This is a genomic window from Microcoleus sp. Pol10D4, assembly GCF_036701555.1.
Taxonomy (GTDB): Bacteria; Cyanobacteriota; Cyanobacteriia; order Cyanobacteriales; family Microcoleaceae; genus Microcoleus.
On the sequence record NZ_JAUBRA010000001.1, the window covers coordinates 24,912 to 49,827 of the forward strand.

Consider the following 24,916-nt stretch of genomic DNA (forward strand, 5'->3'; position numbering starts at 1 on the left):
AGCTAAAGACTAAATGTTAAAATCCCAATTCTTGTAGGGGCGGGTTTCACAAACAATATTTGACTGCGACTCACTATCTATATAAACCCGCCCCCGACAATCTGTGAATCGGGGCGGGTTGATGAGATTATTGATTTTCGGCAATTAGGGTTGGTAAAACCCGCCCCTACAGCAATATTTAGCTAAAGACTAAATGTTAAAATCCCAATTCTTGTAGGGGCGGGTTTCACAAACAATATTTGACTGCGACTCACTATATATATAAACCCGCCCCCGACAATCTGTGAATCGGGGCGGGTTGATGAGATTATTGATTTTAGGCAATTAGGGTTGGTAAAACCCGCCCCTACAGCAATATTTCGGAAATTAATTAGCCTCGGAAAGTGTTAAAATAAACGCCAAATTTTCTTCAGCTTTCAAAGCGTGGAGTGCGCGAGCGGGCATGAAGACAAACACCCCCGGTTCCAAAACAATATCCTTGCCTTCCAAAGTCAAAAGACCCTTTCCTTCGATGACATTAACTGTGGCATTCCGTGCCGAAGTGTGTTCCGAAATTTCCGTTCCGGCCGCCAGACAAAATAAACTGTACTGACAATTATTGTCTTTGACTAAAATTTTGCTCAACACTCCGGCGGCGGGATATTCAATTGCGTCTCGGAGTTGGATAGCGGCAGATTGTAGCGGTAAAAGAGTAGTAGTCATAGTTTTGGAAAATCAATTAATTTGGTCCGGGCGCCCCGGATTTATCAGTGGCTTCACTTTCTTCAATCGAAAATCGAAAATCGGAAATCGATTAAGATTGTTTTTTGGCAGAGATAAGGATGTAGCCTAGATCCTGTTGGTAATGCTGGAAAACTCGACGCATTGCTAAGATACGATCGCGAATTTGCGATCGACTTAATATATTCCATAAAATCCGCACAGTACCCACAAACCCTTCATCTTGCAGCATTCGCGGCAAGTTGAGGAGCTCCATCGCCCCACTTTGACACTTTTCTACTTGCAAGCCCGCGTTTTGGTAAACAGCAATCCAGCCAGACTCAGACAAAGGCGTTGAATTAACCCGAATCACTTCTGATAAAGCTTTGTGAATTTCAGATTCTCGGTTTTTAACTAAAAGTTCGTGAGAGAGAAACTTGCCGCCTGGTTTTAAACGATCGCAAATTCCCGATACAATTTTAGTTTTCCCTGACGGCGACTGCATTGTCAGGATAGCTTCAGCCAAAACCCAATCAAACTGTTGGGAAATCCGATCCAAGTGAAAAATATCTCCTTCCACAATTTCCACTCGATCGCTCAAACCTGCTGCTGCAACATTAGCACGAGCGCGGGCCACACTCTCGGAATTTTTCTCAACTCCCACGACTTTTACGCCAAAACGTTCAACAAGGGCGATCGAACTATATCCAAAACTAGCAGCCAACTCCAAAACAGTCTCCCCAGGCTGAAAATCCGCCCATTCAAATAACTGTTTTGTAGCAAGTTTCCCCCCCGGCCTCAGCATTTTCTTGCCCGCCGCGGCCAGAACTTCATGTCCGGGTGCAGTCTTAAAATTGAGAGCAGTATTGGTCATTAAATTGACCTCCTATCTAACCTTACTCTCAGTTTGCCAAATTCTCCCAAATCTTTCTATGATCTAGCTCATATTCAAATTATCGTAGGCTGACGCACCCTACAAGCTCCGGAATTATATCATGTCCGCCCATCAACAATTCGGACTGTTTTTGATTGCCAACACGGAATATAACAAGGCACGAGAAATTTAATGGTTTTAGGACTTACGCAAAATTTCCACATAAGCGGGACAATCACGGGGATTATCCCTACAAACACCCTATTAAGAAACAATTTTCTCATTCCGCTCTTTAAAACATTGCTGCAACACAGAAATAGGCAGCTCATTCAATTGACCCGCTCGCACAAATTCAGCATAAGTATCAGCCTCTATTGCCTGCAAATCCCCTTCGAGTTTGTCGATTGTCATCTGCCGCAGTTCAGGAAATCGATCGTACATTTGGTTGATTTCTGCTTGCAGCAAGTTTAATTTTTCTTGAAGCTGACTCACGAGATGATTGGAAAACTCAGGCTCTATTTTACGATCGCCCGATACATCAGATAGATACTTGAGAACCCGATTGAGAGCAACACGTTGGGCGATCGCCTCCAGATACTGCTGGCGCAACTCCTGGTTGCTCAACAAGCCCAATTTTTCCAGCAGCGCCTTGGTGGTTAAACCTTGTACTAGCAGCGTAAATAAAACTACCCCAAACACGATCGCAATAATTTTTTGCCGTTCGGGAAAAACCTCCGGCACACTCAAAGCTAACGCAATCGATACAGAACCCCGCAATCCTCCCCACCAAATCACAGTTCTATCGGCTAATGAAATTTCAGATTTTGCCAACCTATTGCTCAACCATCCTAAACCAAAAATAGCGATCGCTCGTGTCACAAACATCGCCGCCACAGTTATGCCAATCACTCCTAAATTCGCTTGCAAACCAGCAAAACTAATCCGATCGCCAATCAGCAGGAACATGATCGAATTTACAAAAAACGCCACAAAATCCCAAAATTGTGTTACCGCCAGTCTGGTACTGGGCTGCATACCGATACGAGAGCCGAAATTGCCAAATATCAAGCCCATCACCACCACACCAATTACCCCAGAACCGCCTAAATCCTCCACAATTATATAAGTGCCGTAGGCGGAAACTAAGGTTAACGATTGCTCCACTAAAGGTAAATCAAACCGTTGGGTGAGATAGGAGATACCAAAACCGATCGCACTCCCGACAGTAATCCCAATTCCCACAAAAGCTAAGAAACGCCCCACCAGAAATGGGATGCCAACTTCATCCGTCCCTAAAGAAAATCCCACCAAAAAACTAAAGGCAACAACAGCAATGCCATCATTAAATAAACTCTCACCCTCCACCAGCAAAGCTAGGCGTTTTTCAACTCCCAATTCCCGGAACAATGCAATGACTGAAACAGGATCGGTAGCAGATATACTAGCTCCTACCAACAGGGCGATTGCTAAAGAAACTCCAGCTATTTGGTTGAGAGCAAAAGCCACGCCAGCAACGGAAATCACAACACCCAAAACCGCATAAAGAGCGATCGGCACTAAATCCCGCTTGAGTTTAGACCATTCCAGATTCCAAGCAGCTTCAAACAAAAGAGGCGGCAAAAAAATCAACAGAATCAGTTCGGGCGAGAGCGACACCAATCGCACATCTATAAAAGCCAAGCCCAACCCGACAATTACTAAAAGCAGCGTGTAGGGAATTTGGCGCAACCAGCCCCATAGTTGCGGCAGTATCGCCACACTTAAGGAAACTAATAGCACTAAAAGAAATTTCTTCAGATTGCCCTCGATAGTCGCTTCGTTAATTAGAGTTTCTGGGGTCATATAATTAGGAATCAAATAGTTAAGGCTTCGGTTTCGAGCGGGACTTATTCAGTGTCGATCGCCGCACTTCTTCAACTTGACTGACTTGAAAAATTAGGGTGAATGGTTGACCCATTTCTTTTTCGACAAATGCTTCTAAAAGCTGTACTTGTTTGGGTGTCAAAGCTTCGCTGCTGCGAACAATCAGACGAACCTCCGGCGGTTTTGTCAACCAGTTAGTATCAGTTTTAATCAGTTCCACCCGTTGAAAAGTGATAGTTCGGTTAAGCAACGCCCGCTTCAGACTGGCTTCTAGTTGCGCTTGCTCGATCAATTCCGCAAAACTCACCCCCAGAGGAATCACAAGTATAGTCGTCAATCCTAGCGCCCACAATAGGGCTTTACCGGCGCGATGCAGGGGCGTGTAGCCGGCCATTAAAGAGGTTAGCATACAGGAGAGAGTAATCCCCAGCAAATTAGTAAGATACAGGAGGCTTGCTCCCAAACTGAGCGACCAATTAGCTTGAGATAAGCCTAAACCTATAACACAAATTGGCGGCATTAGAGCCACGGCGATCGCAGTTCCCGCCAGAGTAGCAGAAACTTTGGGCTGAACTTTCGCATAGCCGCTGATTCCCCCAGCGGCGATCGCAATTCCTAAGTCTAGTAATGTAGGTTTAGAACGGGCTAGAACTTCGCTCCCAAAGTCGGGAAGTTGTACCAAAGCTCCCAAAAAACAAGCTAGAAAAATTGCTAGCACCGTCCCGACTGCTAATGCAATTAAACCTTTGCGGAAGAGGAGAACGTTACCTTCTACCGCTCCAAATGCTAACCCTCGGATTGGCAACATTAGAGGCGCAATGATCATTGCACCGATAATGACTGCCGCACTGTTGGCAAGCAGTCCAAAGGTGGCGATTATACAGGAGCCGAGAATTAACACAAGATAGTTAATATCTAGGGTTGATTCTTCCAACAAGTCAACTCGTATTTGCTTTAAATGCTCTCGAGGAATCCTGCTCCTGGTGAAATATTTAAGACGGTCTCGAATATTGTTGAGCAAAGTAATCTCCTTAAGTCGGTGCATTATATCCCTATTCAGGTGCGATCAGTCGATTTTAGATTTTAGATTTTAGATTTACTCTACCAATTTTAGATTTACTCTACCAATTTTAGATTTTAGATTCTCGATTTTAGATTTACTCCACAGATGAATCGAGGAGGTTGAACTAGGCTCTAAAATTTTGGGTGGCTCACCACAAGAGTCGGAGACTTGTATCCCTGTGCAGGTGCAGGCAAAACAATCAAAATCCCAGCCAGCAAGTTTTCGAGGATGTCCCAGAACTATAAAGCAATTGCCGCGCCAGTAATACCCAGCAGTTGCATCAAATCCCCTGCCTTGAATGACGGGATGGCGATGAATAACGCGATCGGAAATAATTGATTTATAATCAAGATATATACTCCACCCAATAATACCGAATCATGCTCGCAGAAGCAAACGCGACACTTTGGCCTAGTCTAATTACTGTTTCAGCATTAATTCTCTACTTCGTTGTTACCATCAACGTCGGCAGAGCTAGATTCAAATATAAAGTTTCTCCCCCGCAGATGACAGGAAACCCAGACTTTGAGCGAGTGGTGCGAGTTCAGCAAAATACCTTAGAGCAAATGATTCTATTTTTGCCCTCGTTGTGGCTGTTCTCGCAATTTATCAGCCCAATTTGGGGCGCCGGTATCGGCGCAGTTTGGATAATTGGACGCATTTTGTTTGCTTGGGGTTACTATCAAGCTGCCGAAAAAAGAGGGGCAGGATTTGGCATTAGTACCTTAGCTACTTTAGCTTTGCTTGGTGGGTCTTTAACTGGCATAATTATGTCGCTGCTGAAGGTTTAAGCGTAAATTCCGATCGACATAATTGTTTTTCTACTCGTTTCCAGGCTCAGCGTGGTAACGCAGATCCGGAGGCTCTGCCTCCAATTTTCCTGCTGAAAAAGCGAGTCAGAGCCTCTCGACAGCGGTTCCCTGGCAGAGGCAGGGAACCAGCTAAATTCAAGTATTTCAATTACTTTCAGGAGTAAATATGTCAGAAACCAACAAACCCGTATTTGAAATTAACCCGAAACTTTTTCAGCAGCTTGTCGAGTGGCAAGAAAAACTTGAACGAGAAGATGAATTAGCAAGCGAGTCAGAAGACGAGAAACCAATTGAGGTAAAAACTCCTCCCGACAGTGATGAACAGCATTCTCAAACAGATAATTTATAGCTGGTGGCTAGCAGCATCTTTGGGATTTCCGGCGGCAGTCTCGGCTCAATCGCTGACACCCGCCCAAATTCAGCAAGTTAATAGCGGTTTGTTTCGTTCTAACTCTCAAGATTTCTTTCAGCAAGGAAATCGCCAACTCGAAAGAGAAATCGCAATTTTGTTGCAAAAAAATGTAGCTTCCGAAGACCTGATTCTGGAGATTGATGAAAAATTGCTCTCTCAGATTTGCAGCAAAAAAATTAAAATATCCTCGCCGCCTTCTGATACAATAAGTGCTGCTCAGATTGCCAGTTTTAATGCACAACTGACAGAGATTTGTAGAAAAAAATAAAATCTAAATGAGGTAAAAATTAAAAGTTTACTGTTGATGGATAAAGAAGCAATGACCAAATTGAAACTAGCAATGCTGTCAGCGGAAACGGCGGCTCAATTGGCTGCAATAATTATTGATTACACTCATGAGGAAATGATGTTAGTTTTTTCTGAGCTAGAATGGGAACAGCAGGCTAGAATTAAGGATATTTGGAAGACTGTTAGTTAAAGTAGATTAGCCAAAATCAGAGGTTTTAATTTTTAACCGCAGATGTAAGCGGATAGACGCAGATGAACGCAGATTTAATTTTGTTAGTGTTCGCTGTGTAGAATAATCTTAATTTGTACACAGCGAACAATGACATATCTAAACTAGGGATTCGAGGCATAATTGGCGGAAATGATCGCCCCGTTGCTCGAAGTTTTGGTATTGATCGAAGCTAGCACAGGCTGGGGAAAGCAGCACTACTTTAGCATGATTTTGTTTGCCTAATTCTGCTGCTCGCGGGATTGCTCTTTCCATTGTTTCGACAATTTCCCAAGCGTTGTAATTTGCTTGTTCGAGCCGATCGGCAAAAATACCTGCCGCATCCCCAATTAGCAACACCCCAGCAGCTTTCGCCTTGATTGTATCAATCCACGCGCGATCGTCCCCTTCTTTCGCGTCACCGCCCGCAATTAAAATCGCCGGTGCGCTCACAGAAGCCAACCCGACTTGGGCGGCGTCATAATTAGTAGCTTTGCTGTCGTTGATGAAATCTATGCCTTCCCAAGTGCAGATGTGTTCGAGGCGGTGCGAAACTCCGGGGAATTTAGCGATCGCCCGGGCGATCGCACTTTTATCTATCCCCGCCAAATTAGCCGTCGCCACCGCCATTAACAAATTCTGCAAATTGTGTTCTCCCACCATCCGCAAAGAATCAGCCGGCAGAATTTTATCGCTTTGAGCTATTACCCAACCATCTTGAATATAGGCTCCAAAATCTGTATTTCCCAACAAATCTTTTTCACCTTTGACACTCGTCCAACACGCATCCGGCCAAACGTCAACTCCTTGCTGCCGCAAACAAGGATCGTCGCCGTTAATTACTTGCAATTCCGACTTTTTCAGCAAATGCGCTTTAATGTTGTAGTAATTTTCTAAAGTTTTGTGGCGACTGAGGTGATCCGGCGTCAAAGTCGTCAAAACTCCGATGCGCGGCGCTACAAACGGCGAGGATTCTATCTGATAGCTGCTGATTTCTGCGATTACCCAATCCGGCTGTTTTTCAGCTAAAGCTAATTCACACGCAGCATAGCCAATATTGCCACAAGCGGGAGCATAAAGCCCGGCCTCTGCAAAAATCGCAGCAATTAAAGCAGTAGTAGTAGTTTTGCCGTTAGTGCCGGTAATTCCCACCCAAGGTGATTTGAGGTAACGCCACGCGAGAGCCATTTCTCCGATTGTTTCAATTCCTAACTCTCTGGCGCGCACTAATGCTGGACTGTCCCAGGGAACACCCGGACTTACTACTATTAATTCTATAGATTCGACTGGTTCAAAAGATTGACCTAACTCCACATGAATGCCTTCGTTAGCGAATTCCTGTTGTTGTTCGAGCAAGTTTGGGGAAGATGAGCGATCGCTCAGCGTTACTTCCCATCCTTCGCGTTTTAGCAGTCTGGCGGCGGCAATTCCTGATTTTCCTAGTCCAATGATATGAGCTATCGGCATAAGTTGTGTGTGTGATGGAGCGAATTTTCTCGGTTTTTTCCTCTTATATGTTACGGTTTTTTGGGGATGGTTTAACCGCAGAGGGCGCAGAGGGCACAGAGGAGGAGAAGAGAGAAGATAGAAATGAATAATTCTGATACCAATGGATTTGATATTACATCAAAACCTTTGGCGGCAATCTAAAATCCAAAATCTAAAATCTAAAATCGATTGACGATCGCCCCAAAGTCAGCCAACACCCGCGCGTGATTCCGCAGCAACCCCAGTAAATTCAACCGATTTTGCTTAATTTCGGGGTCAGAATCCATCACCAAAACGCTTTCTGGCCCGTCGAAAAAGTTGCTGACAGTTGGAGCAATCTCAGTCAAACTATCTACCAACTGCTGGTAATTGCGAGTTTGTTTAGATAGCTGCGTTTGCGGCACTAACTGCACTACTGCATCGTAAAAAGCTTGTTCAGACGACTTTTGAAATAACTCCGGTTTCACCGCCGCTTTCGGTTCCAATTCAACTTTATCCAAATCACCTTGAGCAGCCAAACGAGTTGAACGGTTGACTGTTTCGTAAATTAGATCCAAAGTCTGGTTATTGCGGATTTGTTGTAGGAAAAGCGCTCTTTCCAGTGCGTCCAACAAATCTCTCAATGCTCGTTCAGTATATTCTGGGTCGTTTTCTCCCAAAACTGCATTTACCAAATCATAATCTACATTTTTTTCTTCTTGCAACAAAGTCCGAATTCTTTGCAGGAAAAACTCGTATAACTGATCCAGTAATTCCGCCGATGTTTGCGGGCGCATTGCGGTAAATTCGGCAACAACTTCTGCGAGCAACTTGTGCAGGTTGATCGGCAACTGAGCAGCCCAAATAATGTTAGTTATTGCATTGGCTGCGCGACGCAAAGCGAAGGGATCGGATGAACCAGTCGGCAACATTCCCAAACCGAAGATGCTGACTAATGTATCTAATTTGTCGGCTATTGCGACAACTTGACCTGTAAGAGTTTGCGGCAAATTGTCGCCCGCGCCTTTGGGCAAATAATGTTCAAAAATTGCTGTGGCTACTTCTTCCGATTCGCCACTTGCTAAGGCGTATTTCTGCCCCATGATTCCTTGCATTTCGGGCAGTTCGTAAACCATTTGAGTTACGAGGTCGGCTTTGCAAAGTAAGGCTGCTCTTGCTATGTAAGCTTGTTCTTCGCCTGTGATTTGCAGTTGATTGGTGATGAGGCTGGCAATCTTGCACAGACGATCGACCTTTGCGCGCACTGTCCCCAAATCTTCCTGGAAAGTCACTTTTTCCAACTTGGGCAAATAATCCTCTAGAGGCTTTACCAAGTCTGCTTTGTAGAAAAACTGACCGTCTGCCAATCTCGCCCGCACTACTCGCTCGTTACCTGCGGCAATAATCGCGGCTTTAGCGGGATCTCCGTTGGAAATTGTAATAAAATAGGGCAGAAGTTCAGGATAACCGGGGTTTTTGAGAATCGGAAAATACCGCTGGTTTGTAACAATAATTGTGGTGATTACTTCCGGCGGCAATATCAAAAATTCCTCGTCAAATTTGCCGACAACTGCGTTCGGCCATTCTACTAAGTCGGTGACTTCTTCTAACAAATCTTCGGTAATGTCGGCGTAACCGCCTTGTTTTGTTGCTGCTGCTTCTACTTGTGCTTTAATTTGATTTTTGCGCTGGGTTCGATCGACCTCCACGCAAGCAGCCCGCAGACACTCGACATAATCCTCGGCTTTGGGAATCGAGACCCCTCCCAGGGGTGTAGGTGGGGTGTATAAAACCCGGTGTCCTTGGGAAATTCGATCGCTCTTGACCGTATCCGAACCGCTCACTAATGTAATTGGCAGTACAGTATCATCTAACAGTGCCACTAGCGATCGAATCGGGCGCGGAAACTTCAAATCTCCGTCGGCCCACCGCATAAATCTTTTGCCTTCTAACTTATTAATCCACTGCGGCACAAGTTCGGTCAAAATATCCGCACTCATCCGCCCCGGAATCTTTTTGAGCACAAACACAAAATCGCCTTTATCGGTAGCGCGAACTTCCAAAGCATCAATTTCTACGCCCTGCTTTTTCGCAAAACCTTCCGCTGCTTTCGTCGGTTTTCCATCTTTAAAAGCCGAACTTGCGGGTGGCCCTTTTACCTCTTCTTCTCTATCTAATTGCTGAACTGGCAGTCCTTTCACGAGAACGGCCAAACGCCTCGGAGTAGCGTATACATTAATAGAGTCATTTGTCAAGGATTCTTCTGCCAGCGTTGCAGGCACAAGTCGCTGCCACTGCTGGACGCTGCTTGAGACAAAGGAGGCGGGCAATTCTTCTGTACCGAGTTCTAATAAAAAGTTAGCCATATAACAGTGTTAGGTGTTTTTGTCAATAGGCAATTAATCTGCCCGTTTAATCATTACAAAAGTTACCGCTAGCGATAACCCAAATACAGAATTATTTTACCGACGCGCAAGTCATATTAGATCCAAAAAAGAATCAAATGATCAGCATACCACGTAAAATCGGGGGTGAAAGACAAATAGCTCAACAGCTCATGACCTTGGCGGAAAGACTGGCACAAGATTGGAAGTCACGACTTGAACAAGATTGCCCGGAGGAGAGTTCTAGCACTCGCGAGAGCGTTGTCCGCTGGCTGTTGGGAGACAGGCCAGAAAGATTTGACACTCTTGCTCCGGCTCAGCTAACCGTCGCCTCCGGCGCGATCGACTTTTTATATCGAATTTTGATTTCTCGGTATCTGGGAGTACCACCAGAAAAAGCTTACCGCAACTTGATCGGGCGGCTCGGCGGTTTGGTGGTGCTCCGGCAAAAAATCCAAGCGTGGGTTTCCCTGAGTCGCGACAGACAGCGGAGTGCGGTGGAGGTACTACAAGAAGTGATTCAGGAAATGCTCAATTCCGATCGCTACCTGCAGCAGCAAGTCGCCTGGATTGCCGAATGCACCTCAGACAGACGCCTGCGAAATGCTTTGCTGCTAGCGAGCACAGAAGAATACTGCTTACGGCCGATTCGCAACCAGCCGCTGTTGGTGTACCGTTTTGTCAACTACCTGCGGCGTTCCCAGCGGGGCGGGTTGACCCAAGTGCCTGCGGGAGACTGGGTGCGGCTGGTGTCGGAACAGGTTCTACCCGACGATACAGACGAACCGCTTAGTCTGCTAGACGAACAGGCGATGTCGGAGTATCGAGAAAATCAAGCTTGGGAAGAGCAGCAAACTCAGCGGCAGATTGTCCAACAAGAATTTGAGAATTACTTGGCTGCTGAAGTCGATCCCTTGGCTTCCCGGTGGCTGCAGCTTTACCTGCAAGGTCGTTCCCAAGAGGCAATTGCCGAGGATTTGAAGGTTCCGATCAAGCAAATTTACCGCTTGCGAGAAAAAGTCAGTTACCACGCGATTCGGGTTTTTGCGGTCAAACAAGCACCGGAATTAGTCGCCAACTGGCTGGAAACTTCGCTCAAAGAACACAGTTTGGGCTTGACTCCGGCTCAGTGGCAGCAATATTTACAAGACCTCACGCCGGTGCAGCGGCAGTTGGTAGAATCGCTGAAAGCAGGGAAAAGTGTAGAGACGATCGCATCTGAATTAAAGCTGAAAACCAATCAAGTCATCGGCGAGTGGAGCAAACTCTATTTAGCAGCTCAATCGCTCCGCAACGAGTAGATTGGTAATGGGTGGCGGGCAATTGCTAATTGTTAATTGGCGGTAGCATTTTTCAGAATCCGCGCTACAAATCAATTCCCTCACAACCACAGAGTTCTGCGAGTTTCCCCGTGGAAAACCGCGCGATGCCCCTTGTATCAATTCAGGTTAGATCGATCGGGATGTTGTAGCGCTGCCGTGACGCTCGCGCTTTGAGACGCTCATAGTCAACTCTCTGAGTTAAGATACTACCAGCACGATCGACTTTTGAGGATTTTTTAACCAATCCTAAATTCAGCGGTTGCCCGTAAATCATCGGTTGTGGTGCATCTCTAATACTTGTGCATTAAAGACATAATTCTATTGTTGCCAGCCACGGGCATCAATATCGGGCGATCGATGATAGTGGGTCTAGACTGCGCTAGTCATCATCTAGTTCTCAATCTTTTGGTAGAATTTAAGGCTGCAATACAGAAGGGAGAAAATTCTGGGACTAAGGATTTTTCTTTAATAAAAGCTTCCGGTTGTTAGGCCAATTCCTCCGTCAGGGAAGTTGCAGCGTTTAATTTTATCGCATCAGGTTGGTGCGTCGCGCTCGATCGCGCTTCCAACTACAAAGCAGCTAATGGTACATACATCTTCAACAGACTCGGCAGCTACAATGGACTCCGATCGAATATTTCACCTAATCGACACTGTTGTCCCCTTTGAAGCTTGCCTTTACTATCAAGTTTTGCCTTTATCTCTAGAAGGTAATCTGTTTAAATTGGGCGTAGTCGATGCCCAAGATGACTCCGCCTTGGACTACGTGCAGCGGATTTTAGCTTACATGAATTGCTCAGTCACAACAGAGCAAATTGCCTCGGAAACTCAGCGCTCGATGCTCTCAGCTTACTTGCTGCACGGGAACCAGCTTCGAGAACCCAGCCAGACAACCGCCGAAGCAGCCCCAACACCCAAAAATCCCGCACCAGCAACTCCAGGCCCCAATGCAGCAACGCTGCTGTCTGTGCCAGAACCCTCGATGCCAGCTCCTGAGCGGTTTAAACCTGCTGGCGCTGAGGTTCCCCCGACACCGACACAACTATCGGTTTTGAATGTCGAGGCCTTGCACTTGTCAAGCCAAGTGGAAGTTTTGGCAACTTTGCCCGCGCCCCAACTGCTGCAAGAATTGCTCGGTAGAGTGCTGCGAGAGGGTATCGGCCGCCTGTTTTTTGAGCGGCACCAGTCTCAAGGCCGCATTCTTTGGAGTCAAGATGGTGTTTTGAAATCGATGCTCGAGGGTATCGATATCGTCCTTTTCCAAGAGGTAATCGACGAGTTGAAGCTGCTGACAGGTATGCCTGTTTGCTCCGTGGAACACCCCAAACAAGTCGAAGTTGAACGCATATATCAAAACACTCATTTGCTGTTGCGCTTGCGGGTAATGACGGTGGGTGGCAAGGAAGAAGCCACCCTGCAAGTTTTGCGGGGGGCAGCTTTGAGGTTTTACCAGCAGCAGCAGTTGTCTACTTTGAGTCGGGACGCACTGCGGTTGGCAGAAGAATTGCAGCGAAAAGTGAATCAAATTCGCGATCAAACTCGGCTTTCTCCTATGCCTTTAGAGGGGTTGCCCGCTTTGGAACAGGTGGTTAGAAATGTGGACGACCAAATTGAAGCTTTGCTGCACGGACAAAATCCCGATCAGCCTTAATGAGCTATAGATCACTGTTTTGAATTTTTTTTAACTCACATCAAGTCCGGTCAAATAATAATAATTACGTTTGTAGTGAGGACTAAAGTCAAGCGAGTTTTATGATAACTCAAGTCTTCATTACAAACCCATTTGATTGCAATTGTGCGAGGTGACAGCATATTATACCAGTTCCCCAAAAGAATGGAACTTTATGCCCGTACTCTAAACCCTGGTAGTCATCAGTCATTCCCAATCTAAAATCTAAAATCTAAAATCTAAAATCTAAAATGGTATTAGCCGTGTTCAAAAACATCCTTGTACTCCAATAAATCCAAACTCACAAAAACGGGCAAACACTGAAAACATTGCTGTGCAATTTCCCAGCGTTCTTCTCGCTGCAACATAGCAGTCAACTTTTGTTTAGCGCTCAGCAAATAGCGGACATCGTTAGCAGCGTAGCTGAGTTGCTCGTCTGAAAGATGCTCAAAATTTCCCCAGTCAGAACTTTGAGAAGTTTTGTTGAGTTCTACTTTTTCCAATTCTTGGATTAAGTCTTTAAGTCCGTGTCTGTTAGTGTAAGTTCTCGCCAGTTTGCTCGCTATTTTTGTGCAGAAAACAGGTGCAACGTCAATACTTAAATTGTAACGCATTGTTGCCAGATCGAAGCGCGCAAAGTGAAATACCTTCTCAATATTTTCAGCTTCCATTAGCTTTTTTAGATTCGGCGCCGCAGTCTGGCCTTTGGCAATCCGTACCGCCGCAACTTTACCTTGCGGATCGCACAACTGAACCAAACACAAGCGATCGCGCCACGGCAGCAAACCCATTGTTTCCGTATCAACGGCGATCGCCGGAGCAGTCAAATAATAAGATAAGAGAGAATCGGGAATATCACCATCACACACTTGAAAATCTGCAAATTCCATTATTAGTAATTTTTGACTGTTGACTGTTGACTGTTAACTGTTGACTGTTGACTGTTGACTGCCCTCTTCTCTCTTCCTGACATCCGTTACATCCGTGGAGCGAATCCGTTGCCGAACTTCCTTCTTCCTTCAGCTTAGCGACTCAGGACAAAAAGCTGAGTAAAATAATACTCGCCTTTGGCATTTTTCGCAACCCCAATACCGGTCACATTAAACTGACCTTCCATATTTTTGCGGTGGCCGTCACTTTTAATCCAACCCTCAACAGCATTGCGTACCGGGTCGCTGTAACCAAAATTGTAAGCAAGATTTTCAGCTACACTCTTATAAGGAATAGTAACTGCTTTCGCCCGCCCTTCAAATCCATCGTGGCTGAAACTTACTTTACCCTTAGCCATATTTTCGCTGTGTATTCTTGCTATCTGACTGATTCGCGGATCGATAGTCAGCGGTGGCAACTTTTTAGATGCTCGGTATTGATTGATCTGTTGGTTAACCGCTTTTTCTAAGTCAGTAATAGCACTCGAAGCAACATTAGTATTCATGGGAGTTGGTGGCAGCGATCGCGTAGGGAGGAATGTGTCACACTTAGGCAGGATTGTCAACAATCCCAAGCAAATCGAAATCAAACCTTTGGACATGAAATCAAACGAGAAATAAAGTTAATTGTTACCAATTCCTACAGAGCGATCGCCCCACATTCCGCTAACCTAGATATTCAGAACCTTCGCTACAGTGTTCACGTCTTTGTCGCCACGTCCGGAACAGTTAAGCACAATGCGCGGATTGTCTGTTAGCTGAGGGCACAGAGTCTCTAAATAGGCGATCGCGTGAGCAGTTTCCAAAGCCGGAATAATCCCCTCCAACTGCGAAAGCCGCTGAAATGCTCCCAGCGCTTCTGCATCAGTTACGCTATAATATTCAGCTCTGCCGGCATCCTTCAAATAACTGTGTTCCGGCCCCACGCCCGGATAATCCAAACCCGCACTAATCGAGTGTGGCTCAATCACTTGACCTTCATTATCTTGCAGCAAATAACTCATCGCCCCGTGCAGAACTCCCACACTTCCCTTAGTCAAAGTAGCAGCGTGCTTATCCGTATCTACACCTTCGCCCGCTGCTTCAATACCAATCAATCTGACAGTTTCTTCCCCGATAAACTCATGGAAAAGACCCATTGCATTAGAACCGCCGCCGACGCAAGCTAATAAAATATCCGGCAAACCCCCCCACTTTTCCTGACACTGAGCCCGCGTTTCTTGACCGATTATCGCATGGAAATCGCGCACCATCATCGGGTAAGGATGCGGGCCCGCCACGGAACCAAGAATGTAATGAGTTGTCTCCACATTTGTCACCCAGTCGCGAATCGCTTCCGAAGTGGCATCTTTCAGCGTTCCCGTTCCCGCCGCCACCGGCCGTACTTCGGCACCCATCAGCCGCATTCTAAACACATTTAAAGCCTGTCTTTCCATGTCGTGAACGCCCATGTAGACAACGCATTCTATACCGAAACGAGCGCAAACAGTGGCGGTAGCAACGCCATGTTGACCGGCACCAGTTTCAGCAATTACCCGCTTTTTGCCCATGCGTTTTGCCAGCAATGCTTGAGCTAAAGCGTTGTTGATTTTGTGAGCTCCCGTGTGGTTTAAATCTTCGCGTTTGAGGTAAATTTGCGGGCCAGTTCCGTCTGCTTTAGCGTAGTGCTCCGTGAGGCGTTCGGCGAAATACAAAGGGCTGGGGCGGCCGACATAATCTTTGAGCAATTGTTGGAGTTGCTGTTGAAATTCCGGTTCGCTGTTGTATTTGTGGAAAGCGGCTTCTAGTTCAAATAAAGCCGGCATCAGGGTTTCGGGGACGTATTTGCCGCCGAATTTGCCGAATCTGCCGAGGGAGTCGGGGCGTTGGGCGCTGGTTTCGGTGGTGAGATGCAGGGGGGTGACTGTCACGAACTTTGTGGGGATAATGGGACAGATTTTATTATATCTAGTCGATGGGGCTGTGGGCGATCGGGTGTGCAAATCGCTGAAAGGTCGATTCGGTCGTTTTCGATCATCTCCAAAATGGAGTATTTGAAGAAAATTTATGCTTTATACGTGTTTATACGGAATGGGTATATTCAGCAGTGAATATATTCAGTAGTGAAGTTAAGTGCCTGTTTATCTCAAACATCAAATACAACATACAACTAAGCAAGGACAAATCATGAACTCTATTTCTATTCTGCTTCAACAAGGCTCACGAGGCCCCGAAGTCACCAAGCTACAAGAAGGTTTGAAAAATTTAAATTTTGATCCAGGTATCATTGATGGTATTTTTGGACCAAAAACTAAGCAAGCTGTCATCAATTTCCAAAAGTCCCAACAACTGGTTCCCGACGGCATAGTCGGCGACAAAACTTGGGCTAAACTAAATGCAGCGAACAATCCACGTTTTAATTTTCAGGTGGTTAACGTACAAGAATTCATCTCTTCTGAGCGGATTACAGCGACTAATCCAAAAGCCGTAGCGGCACAATTGTTTAGGGGTTTGGAAGATGAAGAAGGAAGAAGTTATGAAGAGATTTCAATTACATATTCCAGAGAAGGAACATCTGTAATTTTATACACCAGAATAGGTCTAGCTGACGATTCAGTCCGTGCAGTACGACACCGCGTTGAATTAAAACGCAACCAAAATACATGGGGAATTATTTGGGTCGGACGGCAATTTCAGTGTCAACCAGGTCGAGGACATCAAGAGTGGTCTGGCATTATTTGCTCATAATCTGGTTTTATTCCCTCGATATATAGAAACGTTTCAATCAGTGCCAACGTTTCTATGAAGGTATCGGGTTTATCCCCACTTACTGGTGAAACTAATTGATTAGAACCCCGACAACTTCTGCGAAGTCGGGGTTCTTTGCTTGCGCCCGATCGCACTTAATCAACTAAAATTAAATTCCCCACCCATCTCAAACCCGCGCTTCAACAGAATTATCCATCTCCCTCTTCTCTTCCTGGACGCCCTCAGCGGTTCACTCCTCCAGAAACAACGGTAAACGATATAATTCAATTGAAACCGGGGAATGTGCGATCGCCCTGATAGCCCGCCAGGGAATGAATTCCCTGTAGAGAGAGCTAAAGTCAGTTTTAACTGACTGCTAATATCAAGTACAATCTATGTACAACCAATAGCAAATCTCAGAGATTATATTCCCTGAAAGCTCACCTAAATCAACCATTCTCAAACACATTCTACAGTCGTCTTCAGAGGACTTTAGCTATGAGGCAGGGAATGAATTCCCTGCCGGACTGCCGGGCCCATCCGCTACCCGGCATAACTCCCAAGTACCAAACTACTATGAGTACATCAAAACCAAAAAACTCCAATACAAATAACCAATCAGGAAAACGAATTGTTTACTCCGAATTTGGCAACATAGACAACTCCGCGGCCCTCCAAAGAGGAATACAAGAAATTCCCCCCAATCAACAAAACCTCAAAATCGAAGCATCCCGCAAAGGACGCGGCGGCAAAACAGTTACAATCATCAGCGGCTTTCAGGAAAAACCCGAAACATTAGCAACTTTAGCCAAGCAGCTAAAAGCCCAATGCGGTACTGGCGGCACAGTCAAAGATAATGAAATCGAAATTCAAGGCGAACACAAGCAAAAACTGCTAGAAATTATCACAAAGTTAGGCTACAAAGCTAAAATTAGTGGAGGGTAAATTAGTCAATATTCCTCAGTGTATGGGCGGGACGGGTTTATGATATACTTAGTTTTAAACATAGATGGTTGGTAAAACCCGCCCCTACATCGCGCAAATTATACGATCGCGAATCAACCAGAAATGATATTACCAATTACCGCCAATTTTTAATGTACACTCGACCTTTAGCTCGTTTAATCGAACAATTGCAGCGCTTGCCCGGAGTCGGCCCAAAAACAGCCCAGCGGCTCGCTTTACATATTTTGAAGCGACCGGAAGAAGAAGTGCAAGCCCTAGCTAAATCTTTGATTGATGCCAAACAGCAAGTAGGTTTCTGTCAAGTATGCTTTCACTTATCTGCTGACCCTGTTTGCGAAATTTGCCGTAATACCAACCGCGACAGTCATACCCTTTGTGTAGTGTCAGAATCCCGCGATGTAATCGCTTTAGAAAAAACGCGGGAATATATGGGTAAATATCACGTTGTTGGTGGTGTTATCTCGCCGATGGATGGAATTGGGCCGGAACAATTGAACATTCAACCGTTAGTGCGGCGCGTCAGCCAGCAAAAGATTAAGGAAGTAATTATTGCTATTAGTCCCAGCGTGGAAGGCGAAACTACTACTCTTTATATCGGTCACTTATTAAAACCTTTTACCCTAGTGACGCGCATAGCTTTTGGTTTGCCGATGGGGGGAGATTTGGAATATGCCGATGAAGTTACATTGGCTCGTGCTTTGGAAGGAAGGAGAGAGTTGGATTAGTTCTTCAATATTATTCGGCGGTTGAAACTGCGACTACGCAAACGAAGTCCGCCTGCGCGAACTAACAGCGGACTAACAACAGATAATAAGGCTACACTAAACTAAGTTACCGATAGTGAAAAATCATGGCTAAATTCGATCGACCTTTAAGCTACCCCACAACCCGCAAAATCGACCAAACAGACGACTACCACGGCGTCAAAGTATCCGACCCCTACAGGTGGCTGGAAAATCCCGACTCAGAGGAAACCCAAGCTTGGGTGGAAGCCCAAAACGCAGTCACTTTTGCCTACCTCAACGAAATTCCGGCGCGGGAAAAAATCAAACAGCGCCTGACTCAACTTTGGGATTACGAGAAATACGGCATACCTTTCAAAGAAGGATCTCGCTATTTCTACTACAAGAATGACGGTCTGCAAAATCAATCCGTACTCTACACGTTAACATCTCTCGAAAGCGAACCTAAAGTATTAATTGACCCCAACACTCTCTCAGAAGATGGAACCGTTGCTTTGGGCGGTGTAGCTATCAGCGAAGACGGCAAATACATGGCCTACGGTTTGTCAACTTCCGGTTCCGACTGGCAGGAATGGAAAGTCCGTGAGGTGGCAACCGGCGAAGATTTATCAGACCATTTAAAGTGGATTAAATTCTCAGGAGCCTCCTGGACTCATGACGGCAAAGGCTTTTTTTACAGCCGCTACGACGAACCCAACGAAAAAAGCAAGCACGAAGACGTTAACTATTACCAAAAACTGTTTTACCACCAAATCGGCACGCCGCAATCTGAAGACGTATTAATCTACGAGCGACCAGACCAAAAAGAGTGGGGATTTAGCGGCGGCGTCACGGAAGACGGGCGCTACTTAATTGTCTCTGTTTGGCAGGGAACTGAAACCAAAAACTTGATTTTTTACAAGGATTTAACTGCACCGAAATCAACCGTTGTAGAACTAATTAGCGAATTCGAGGCTGAGTACAGTTTCATCGACAATGAGGGCTCTCTTTTCTGGTTTCAAACAGACTTGAATGCACCGTTGGGCCGCGTAATTGCGATCGACACCAACAACCCACCTCCCTCATCCCTAGCTGGTGACGAAAGTCAAGAAAAATTCACAGAAATTATCCCCGAAGCAGCAGAAACCCTCGGAGGCATTGGCCTGCTGAACAATCAATTTGTCGCTTCTTACCTGAAAGACGCCTACACGCAGATTAAAATCTTCAACTTAGACGGCTCTTTCGTGCGAGAAGTTGCATTGCCCGGAATCGGTTCGGCGGGAGGATTCAGCGGCAAGCGGCACGACACCGAAACCTTTTATGCTTACACCAGTTTCACTGCACCCAACACCATTTATCGGTACAATATGGTGACAGATGAAAGTACGATTTATCGGCAGCCCAATGTCGATTTCAATCCCGACGATTACGAGACAAAACAAGTATTTTACCCTAGCAAAGACGGTACGCAAGTACCCATGTTTATCACGCACAAGAAAGGCTTGCAGTTTGAGGGCAATAACCCCACATACCTGTACGGCTACGGTGGTTTTGGCATCTCGCTAACTCCGAGTTTTTCTGTTAGCAGGATAGTGTGGTTAGAGATGGGCGGAGTTTACGCAACAGCCTGTTTGCGGGGAGGTGGCGAGTACGGCGAATCATGGCACCAAGCAGGAACAAAGTTGAATAAGCAAAACGTGTTTGATGACTTTATAGCTGGCGCTGAATGGTTGATCGAAAACAAGTACACCAAACCGGCTAAATTGGCGATCGCAGGGGGTAGCAATGGCGGTTTATTAGTAGGGGCTTGCATGACTCAGCGGCCGGAATTGTTCGGTGCAGCACTGCCTGCTGTCGGCGTTTTGGATATGTTGCGCTTCCACAAGTTTACCATTGGTTGGGCCTGGACTTCTGAATACGGTTCGCCGGAAAATCCCGAAGAATTTTCCACAATTCACGGCTATTCTCCGTTGCACAATCTCAAACCGGGAACGGCTTATCCGGCGACAATGATTACAACTGCCGATCACGACGATCGCGTGGTTCCGGCCCACAGTTTCAAGTTTGCTTCTGCTTTGCAAGAAACCCACGCCGGAGAAAAACCAGTGTTAATTCGCATTGAAACTAAAGCGGGACACGGGGGCGGCAAACCTACCGCTAAAGTGATTGAAGAATTGGCTGATGAATGGGCTTTTTTAGTGCGCGAACTCGCTATTAACGCTTAGCAAGCCGCGTTAGGGCGTGCGATCGACGCAGTTTGATGATTTAGATAGAAAGAGGGTGTAAAGGGCGATCGTACTTTTTGAATTCAAGGGCGATCGTTCTTTTTTGGCACCGCAATCCTGGTATTAACATATATAATTTGTCAACTTTTTGTGTTAACTTTTGTAGCGTTAAGTTGCTATTATTACATGGCTGTGAGTTTACTGCACACCCAATTAGTATAAGTATAAATCTCTAGAAATACGGTACTCTCAACTTTTAAGAGCGATCGCACATCAAAGTCAAAATCTGCCAATTTTTAGGGAATTAATATTTTCAGTATATTTACGGTTCAAGCTGTCTGAGCCAGCCTCGGTATCACCAGACTCAGAACAGCGGTATGAGGGGTGTGACCCCTTATGCTGATGAATCCGTAAGTAATTTACCATATAACTAACCTTAGACCTGAGATCATTGTTCCCAAAAATAGAGCATCTTGGCTAATACAAAGGCTGTCACCCCTTATTCATGTTAAAATTTGCAGCCATCGGCCGCATCAGGACATCCAAGGGCGATCGCAGTAATTCCTGTCTAATGATTGCCTAACATCACAAATAACAAATACAGGTAACTATTATATCTTGTCACAAATTAATTTTAAAACTTTATAGTTGAATGTTTATCGTCATCTATGAAAAGGGGTAGGTTAAATTTAGCCACCAAATTAACCAAAAATGAAAACCCTCCCAAATCTGTCAAATTTGTCATCTACACAAGCACGGAAATCTACCAACATGGAGACTAAAATCTTGAGACAAGCTAGCCATAAAGCAGAGACCTCTCTCCAAATAAATCTAGCGATTGTGGATTCAAAAGTAGAAAACTACCAAGAGTTTCTCAGGGGAGTGAAACGCGATACAGAAGTAATCCTGCTCGATAGATTCCGGGATGGAATCGAACAAATTGCTAAAATTGCCGCATCGCGGCACAGCCTCAATAGCATTCAAATAGTTGCTCACGGCGCATCAGCATCAGTAGAAATCGGCTCAACACAACTCAATATTCACAATATAGAAACCTATTCCAGCCAATTGCAGCAGTGGGGAAAAGCCCTTAATGAATCCGGCAGCATTCTGCTTTACGGCTGTAACATAGCCGCCGGCGAATCCGGCATTAAATTCATACAAAAACTCAGTGAAATAACAGGAGTAAATATTGCCGCTTCCAACAACCTAACAGGGAGTGCAGCATTAGGTGGCGACTGGGAATTAGAAATTACTACAGGACAAATAAATACCGAAATAGCCTTTGAAAAAGAAGTCCTAGAAGGCTACACATCAGTCCTGGCTACCTTAGCGGCTGAAGAATTTAAAAATTCAACCGCGATCGGGCCTTGGATATATGGAGTTGGCAACACCTCTACACCTAACCCAGGCTTAACCGCAGGTAGTACAGCCAACCCCAGCGGTGTTATTCCCGCTTTAGGGACTGGCGATCCCCCCGGATTTGGTACTTTGAGATTAACATCAAATGAATTTAGACAAGCAGCTTTTGTAATCTACAACAACCCCATCTCAGCCACTGAGGGTCTGAGAGTTACCTTTGATTTCTTTGCCTATAACAGAGGTACTGCCCCTTCTCAACCAGTAGGGGATGGTACCCTCCTTGGTGCGGATGGCATTAGTTTTTTCCTCATTGACGGAACCGCTACGCCAACAGCAGCCGGAGGCTACGGTGGCTCTCTCGGCTATGCTCAAAATACTAATTCAAATTCACCGGGTATTGTAGGAGGTTATTTAGGTGTCGGATTAGACGAGTTTGGCAATTATTCTAGCACTATTGCTGGAAAACAGGGTGGCAGCATCCCGAACAATGGAACTGATAGGCTACCTGATGCAGTAGGACTTAGAGGCAGGGCAAGCACAATCCCAACCGAAGATTATAAATTTTTAGGTTCTAGTCTTTTAACTAACAGTTTGACCGGGGTTTCCATTGGCATAGATAATAAAGATACAACCATTCGCGCTGAAGCTAAAAGAACCGTCCAAATAACCTTATTGCCGGCGAATTCACCAACATTTCCTAACCGTCTGACAGTTGCTTTAGACTTGGACGGCAACGGCACATTTGATGCGGGCGAAACACTGCTCGATATACCAAATTTGGCAAGCGTAAACGGAGAAGTGCCACGTACTTTTAAATTTGGCTTTGCTGCTTCGACAGGGGGAAACACAAACATTCACGAACTTAACAATGTCATCGTCCAAAGTATAGATGAGCCTACACTCGTAGCCGACGTTTCCATTGTTAAAAAAGGCCCGCTGTTCGCCATACCCAATAGCACCATTACCTATACGATTACCTCCACAAATAACGGGCCAGACAGCGCCGAAAGCGTCCTCATTCAAGATCCCCTGCCCGCAGGCTTAAGTTTCGTCGAGGCCTCCGACCTCGCCACATACAATACCGTAACGAGGACGGTCATCTGGCCGGCGATTCCGACTCTGGCTAACGGTGCTAGCCAAACCCGCACCATCACCGCCACAGTTTCCCCAACAGTCACAGCTCCCTTAACTAACACTGCCTATAGCACATCCAGCACTTTCGACCCAAATCTAGCTAACAACAATAGTTCCCAACCCATCTCTCAAGTCTCCACTACAATTGTTGATGCTCTTGCCGACGTTGTTACCACCAAAACCGGGACTACGGCAGCAGCACCGGGTGCCCCAGTTAGTTACGCAATTTCGACAGTCAATAACGGCCCTAGCACAGCCGAAAACGTCACCGTTACCGACACCATCCTTCCGAATTTAACAGGAGTAATCCTCTCCAACGGAGGTGTCTACAATTTCAATACTGGTATTGTCACCTTCCAGGCTATCAGCTTAGCCAACACAGCCAGCGCCACCAACACAGTCAGCTTCATCGCACCTGCATCCGGGATCGTCAGCAACACCGCCAGAAGTATCTCAGCTACCCCAGATCCTTTTCCTGAAAACAACAACGGCACTGATCCGCTGGCTACAGTCACCACAACTCTGACACCTAGTGCCGATGTTGTTACCACCAAAACCGGAACTACGGCAGCAGCACCGGGTGAAATAGTTACTTACACAATTTCCACAGTCAATAACGGCCCCAGCACAGCCGAAAACGTCACCATTACCGACACCATCGTTCGCGGTTTAACAGGAGTCAACGGCGGTGTCTACGATGAGAATACAGGTATTGTCACCTTCGCGCCCGTTCCCAGCTTAGCCAGCGGTGCCAGCGTCAACAACACAGTCAGCTTCATCGCACCTGCATCCGGCAGCGTCAGCAACACCGCCAGAAGTACCTCACCTACGGCTGACCCGACTCCAGCCAACAACGAAGCTACAGTCACCACAACTCTGACACCTAGTGCCGACCTAGTTACCACCAAAACAAAAACCGGGACTGCCACAGCAGCACCGGGTGAAATAGTTACTTACACAATTTCCACAGTCAACAACGGCCCAAGCACAGCCGAAAACGTCACTATTACTGACAGCATCGTTCGCGGCTTAACAGGAGTCACCGGCGGTGTCTACGATTCCAATACAGGTATTGTCAGCTTCACACCAGTGGTCAGCTTAGCCAGCGGTGCAGCAAATGCGATTACCAACACAGTCAGCTTCATCGCACCTGCATCCGGCAGCGTCAGCAACACCGCCAGAAGTATCTCACCTACGGCTGACCCGACTCCATCCAACAACGAAGCTACAGTCACCACAACTCTTACACCAGCACCAATTCCCAACCAACCGCCAGAGGCCAACCCTGCCAACTCCAGCCTAGGGCCAAACAGCAGCGCCCCGGTGCCTGGATTGGGAGGAACCGACCCGGAAGGGCCGATCGCCTCTTATACCATCAACACCCTGCCGCCAGCGGCCCAAGGAATCCTGTTTTTAGGAGATCCAGCCAACGGCGGAGTAGCCGTGACACCAGGTCAAGTCCTGACTCCAGCACAGTTGCAGCAACTATTTTTCCAATCCACAGGTAGTTTTACCGGTGCCAATTTTACCTACAGCGCCACAGATAACAGCGGCGCAGTTAGCCCCCCAGCTAACGCCAATCTCGGTTTAACAGGAACGACACCCAACCAAGCACCAGTAGCGACACCTACTAACCTCACGGTAGGGCCAAACAGCAGCGTCCCGGTGCCGGGATTGGGAGGAACCGACCCGGAAGGGCCGATCGCCTCCTACACCATCAACACCCTGCCGCCAGCGGCCCAAGGAATCCTGTTTTTAGGAGATCCAGCCAACGGCGGAGTAGCCGTGAC

General features: G+C 46.3%; 21 protein-coding genes. 11 read left to right on the forward strand and 10 right to left on the reverse strand.

All coding sequences use genetic code 11. From position 1 onward, the window contains the following. Positions 1-366 precede the first annotated feature (366 nt). The 4 genes from QUA36_RS00095 to QUA36_RS00110 form a co-directional block, all read right to left on the reverse strand. On the reverse strand, positions 367-702 hold the full coding sequence (locus QUA36_RS00095; protein ID WP_333454786.1) for a cupin domain-containing protein: 336 nt from the start codon (positions 700-702) through the stop codon (positions 367-369). Positions 703-793: 91 nt separating this feature from the next. Further along, positions 794-1,573, reverse strand: coding sequence for a class I SAM-dependent methyltransferase (locus QUA36_RS00100; RefSeq protein ID WP_333454788.1), 780 nt, complete (start codon positions 1,571-1,573; stop codon positions 794-796). Positions 1,574-1,837: 264 nt separating this feature from the next. Then, a complete protein-coding gene (locus QUA36_RS00105) occupies positions 1,838-3,415 on the reverse strand; it encodes a sodium:proton antiporter (RefSeq protein ID WP_333454790.1) in 1,578 nt (525 codons plus the stop codon). A gap of 19 nt (positions 3,416-3,434) precedes the next feature. Next, positions 3,435-4,373, reverse strand: coding sequence for a DUF389 domain-containing protein (locus QUA36_RS00110; RefSeq protein ID WP_333165116.1), 939 nt, complete (start codon positions 4,371-4,373; stop codon positions 3,435-3,437). 506 nt (positions 4,374-4,879) lie between these two features. Between QUA36_RS00110 and QUA36_RS00115 the strand changes: the two genes are divergently transcribed. The 4 genes from QUA36_RS00115 to QUA36_RS00130 all read left to right on the forward strand — a co-directional run bounded on the left by QUA36_RS00115 (position 4,880) and on the right by QUA36_RS00130 (position 6,201). Continuing rightward, the gene (locus QUA36_RS00115) at positions 4,880-5,290 is read left to right on the forward strand and encodes an MAPEG family protein (RefSeq protein WP_333165114.1); all 411 of its coding nucleotides are present in this window, start codon (positions 4,880-4,882) and stop codon (positions 5,288-5,290) included. Between the two features lie 187 nt (positions 5,291-5,477). After that, positions 5,478-5,660, forward strand: coding sequence for a hypothetical protein (locus tag QUA36_RS00120; RefSeq protein WP_333454792.1), 183 nt, complete (start codon positions 5,478-5,480; stop codon positions 5,658-5,660). Next, positions 5,629-5,991 carry a hypothetical protein gene (locus tag QUA36_RS00125; protein ID WP_333455090.1) on the forward strand — a complete coding sequence of 121 codons (363 nt, stop codon included), beginning with the start codon at positions 5,629-5,631 and terminating at the stop codon, positions 5,989-5,991. Before QUA36_RS00120 ends, QUA36_RS00125 begins: the two co-directional genes overlap by 32 nt. Before the next feature lie 36 nt (positions 5,992-6,027). After that, a complete protein-coding gene (locus tag QUA36_RS00130; protein ID WP_333454794.1) occupies positions 6,028-6,201 on the forward strand; it encodes a hypothetical protein in 174 nt (57 codons plus the stop codon). Between the two features lie 138 nt (positions 6,202-6,339). Here QUA36_RS00130 and murD read toward each other — a convergent pair whose 3' ends face one another. Next, a complete protein-coding gene (gene murD, locus QUA36_RS00135; RefSeq protein ID WP_333454796.1) occupies positions 6,340-7,686 on the reverse strand; it encodes a UDP-N-acetylmuramoyl-L-alanine--D-glutamate ligase in 1,347 nt (448 codons plus the stop codon). Positions 7,687-7,886: 200 nt separating this feature from the next. Further along, positions 7,887-10,052, reverse strand: coding sequence for a glycine--tRNA ligase subunit beta (glyS, locus tag QUA36_RS00140; protein WP_333454386.1), 2,166 nt, complete (start codon positions 10,050-10,052; stop codon positions 7,887-7,889). A 137-nt stretch (positions 10,053-10,189) separates the two neighbouring features. Between glyS and QUA36_RS00145 the strand changes: the two genes are divergently transcribed. Then, positions 10,190-11,371, forward strand: coding sequence for a HetZ-related protein 2 (locus QUA36_RS00145; RefSeq protein WP_333369651.1), 1,182 nt, complete (start codon positions 10,190-10,192; stop codon positions 11,369-11,371). A gap of 142 nt (positions 11,372-11,513) precedes the next feature. Here the strand turns inward: QUA36_RS00145 and QUA36_RS00150 are convergent, their stop codons facing one another. Continuing rightward, the gene (locus tag QUA36_RS00150) at positions 11,514-11,666 is read right to left on the reverse strand and encodes a hypothetical protein (RefSeq protein WP_333165096.1); all 153 of its coding nucleotides are present in this window, start codon (positions 11,664-11,666) and stop codon (positions 11,514-11,516) included. Between the two features lie 309 nt (positions 11,667-11,975). Here QUA36_RS00150 and QUA36_RS00155 point away from each other — a divergent pair, with 309 nt between their 5' ends. Continuing rightward, positions 11,976-13,043, forward strand: a complete 1,068-nt coding sequence (locus QUA36_RS00155) for an ATPase, T2SS/T4P/T4SS family (protein WP_333369652.1) — start codon at positions 11,976-11,978, stop codon at positions 13,041-13,043. A gap of 275 nt (positions 13,044-13,318) precedes the next feature. Here QUA36_RS00155 and QUA36_RS00160 read toward each other — a convergent pair whose 3' ends face one another. The 3 genes from QUA36_RS00160 to trpB form a co-directional block, all read right to left on the reverse strand. Next, on the reverse strand, positions 13,319-13,951 hold the full coding sequence (locus tag QUA36_RS00160) for a ribonuclease D (RefSeq protein WP_333454798.1): 633 nt from the start codon (positions 13,949-13,951) through the stop codon (positions 13,319-13,321). Between the two features lie 134 nt (positions 13,952-14,085). Then, entirely contained in the window at positions 14,086-14,592 is a 507-nt protein-coding gene (locus tag QUA36_RS00165) for a CAP domain-containing protein (RefSeq protein ID WP_333232911.1), read from the reverse strand. Positions 14,593-14,661: 69 nt separating this feature from the next. After that, positions 14,662-15,900: a tryptophan synthase subunit beta gene (trpB, locus tag QUA36_RS00170; RefSeq protein WP_333165087.1), complete on the reverse strand. Its 1,239-nt coding sequence runs from the start codon at positions 15,898-15,900 to the stop codon at positions 14,662-14,664. Positions 15,901-16,156: 256 nt separating this feature from the next. On the opposite strand from trpB, the gene QUA36_RS00175 reads away from it, so the two are divergent. From QUA36_RS00175 to QUA36_RS00195, 5 genes are all read left to right on the forward strand, one after another. Beyond that, positions 16,157-16,717, forward strand: coding sequence for a peptidoglycan-binding domain-containing protein (locus QUA36_RS00175; RefSeq protein ID WP_333454801.1), 561 nt, complete (start codon positions 16,157-16,159; stop codon positions 16,715-16,717). Positions 16,718-17,293: 576 nt separating this feature from the next. Further along, the gene (locus QUA36_RS00180) at positions 17,294-17,662 is read left to right on the forward strand and encodes a translation initiation factor (RefSeq protein WP_333455092.1); all 369 of its coding nucleotides are present in this window, start codon (positions 17,294-17,296) and stop codon (positions 17,660-17,662) included. Positions 17,663-17,814: 152 nt separating this feature from the next. Further along, a complete protein-coding gene (gene recR / locus QUA36_RS00185; protein ID WP_006634457.1) occupies positions 17,815-18,408 on the forward strand; it encodes a recombination mediator RecR in 594 nt (197 codons plus the stop codon). A 125-nt stretch (positions 18,409-18,533) separates the two neighbouring features. Continuing rightward, a complete protein-coding gene (locus QUA36_RS00190) occupies positions 18,534-20,630 on the forward strand; it encodes a prolyl oligopeptidase family serine peptidase (protein WP_333454803.1) in 2,097 nt (698 codons plus the stop codon). Between the two features lie 711 nt (positions 20,631-21,341). Further along, a partial coding sequence (locus QUA36_RS00195; protein ID WP_333454805.1) for a DUF4347 domain-containing protein occupies positions 21,342-24,916 on the forward strand: 3,575 nt, incomplete at its 3' end.

What these genes read in the sequence shown, in the direction of transcription:
- murD (WP_333454796.1), bottom strand. Translation starts at nt 7,686, where the DNA reads ATGCCGATAGCTCATATCATTGGACTAGGAAAATCAGGAATTGCCGCC.
- QUA36_RS00145 (WP_333369651.1), top strand. Translation starts at nt 10,190, where the DNA reads ATGATCAGCATACCACGTAAAATCGGGGGTGAAAGACAAATAGCTCAA.
- QUA36_RS00190 (WP_333454803.1), top strand. Translation starts at nt 18,534, where the DNA reads ATGGCTAAATTCGATCGACCTTTAAGCTACCCCACAACCCGCAAAATC.
- QUA36_RS00120 (WP_333454792.1), top strand. Translation starts at nt 5,478, where the DNA reads ATGTCAGAAACCAACAAACCCGTATTTGAAATTAACCCGAAACTTTTT.
- QUA36_RS00175 (WP_333454801.1), top strand. Translation starts at nt 16,157, where the DNA reads ATGAACTCTATTTCTATTCTGCTTCAACAAGGCTCACGAGGCCCCGAA.
- QUA36_RS00155 (WP_333369652.1), top strand. Translation starts at nt 11,976, where the DNA reads ATGGTACATACATCTTCAACAGACTCGGCAGCTACAATGGACTCCGAT.
- QUA36_RS00095 (WP_333454786.1), bottom strand. Translation starts at nt 702, where the DNA reads ATGACTACTACTCTTTTACCGCTACAATCTGCCGCTATCCAACTCCGA.
- QUA36_RS00125 (WP_333455090.1), top strand. Translation starts at nt 5,629, where the DNA reads ATGAACAGCATTCTCAAACAGATAATTTATAGCTGGTGGCTAGCAGCA.
- glyS (WP_333454386.1), bottom strand. Translation starts at nt 10,052, where the DNA reads ATGGCTAACTTTTTATTAGAACTCGGTACAGAAGAATTGCCCGCCTCC.
- QUA36_RS00130 (WP_333454794.1), top strand. Translation starts at nt 6,028, where the DNA reads ATGGATAAAGAAGCAATGACCAAATTGAAACTAGCAATGCTGTCAGCG.
- QUA36_RS00180 (WP_333455092.1), top strand. Translation starts at nt 17,294, where the DNA reads ATGAGTACATCAAAACCAAAAAACTCCAATACAAATAACCAATCAGGA.
- QUA36_RS00160 (WP_333454798.1), bottom strand. Translation starts at nt 13,951, where the DNA reads ATGGAATTTGCAGATTTTCAAGTGTGTGATGGTGATATTCCCGATTCT.
- QUA36_RS00100 (WP_333454788.1), bottom strand. Translation starts at nt 1,573, where the DNA reads ATGACCAATACTGCTCTCAATTTTAAGACTGCACCCGGACATGAAGTT.
- QUA36_RS00165 (WP_333232911.1), bottom strand. Translation starts at nt 14,592, where the DNA reads ATGTCCAAAGGTTTGATTTCGATTTGCTTGGGATTGTTGACAATCCTG.
- recR (WP_006634457.1), top strand. Translation starts at nt 17,815, where the DNA reads ATGTACACTCGACCTTTAGCTCGTTTAATCGAACAATTGCAGCGCTTG.
- QUA36_RS00115 (WP_333165114.1), top strand. Translation starts at nt 4,880, where the DNA reads ATGCTCGCAGAAGCAAACGCGACACTTTGGCCTAGTCTAATTACTGTT.
- QUA36_RS00150 (WP_333165096.1), bottom strand. Translation starts at nt 11,666, where the DNA reads ATGATTTACGGGCAACCGCTGAATTTAGGATTGGTTAAAAAATCCTCA.
- QUA36_RS00105 (WP_333454790.1), bottom strand. Translation starts at nt 3,415, where the DNA reads ATGACCCCAGAAACTCTAATTAACGAAGCGACTATCGAGGGCAATCTG.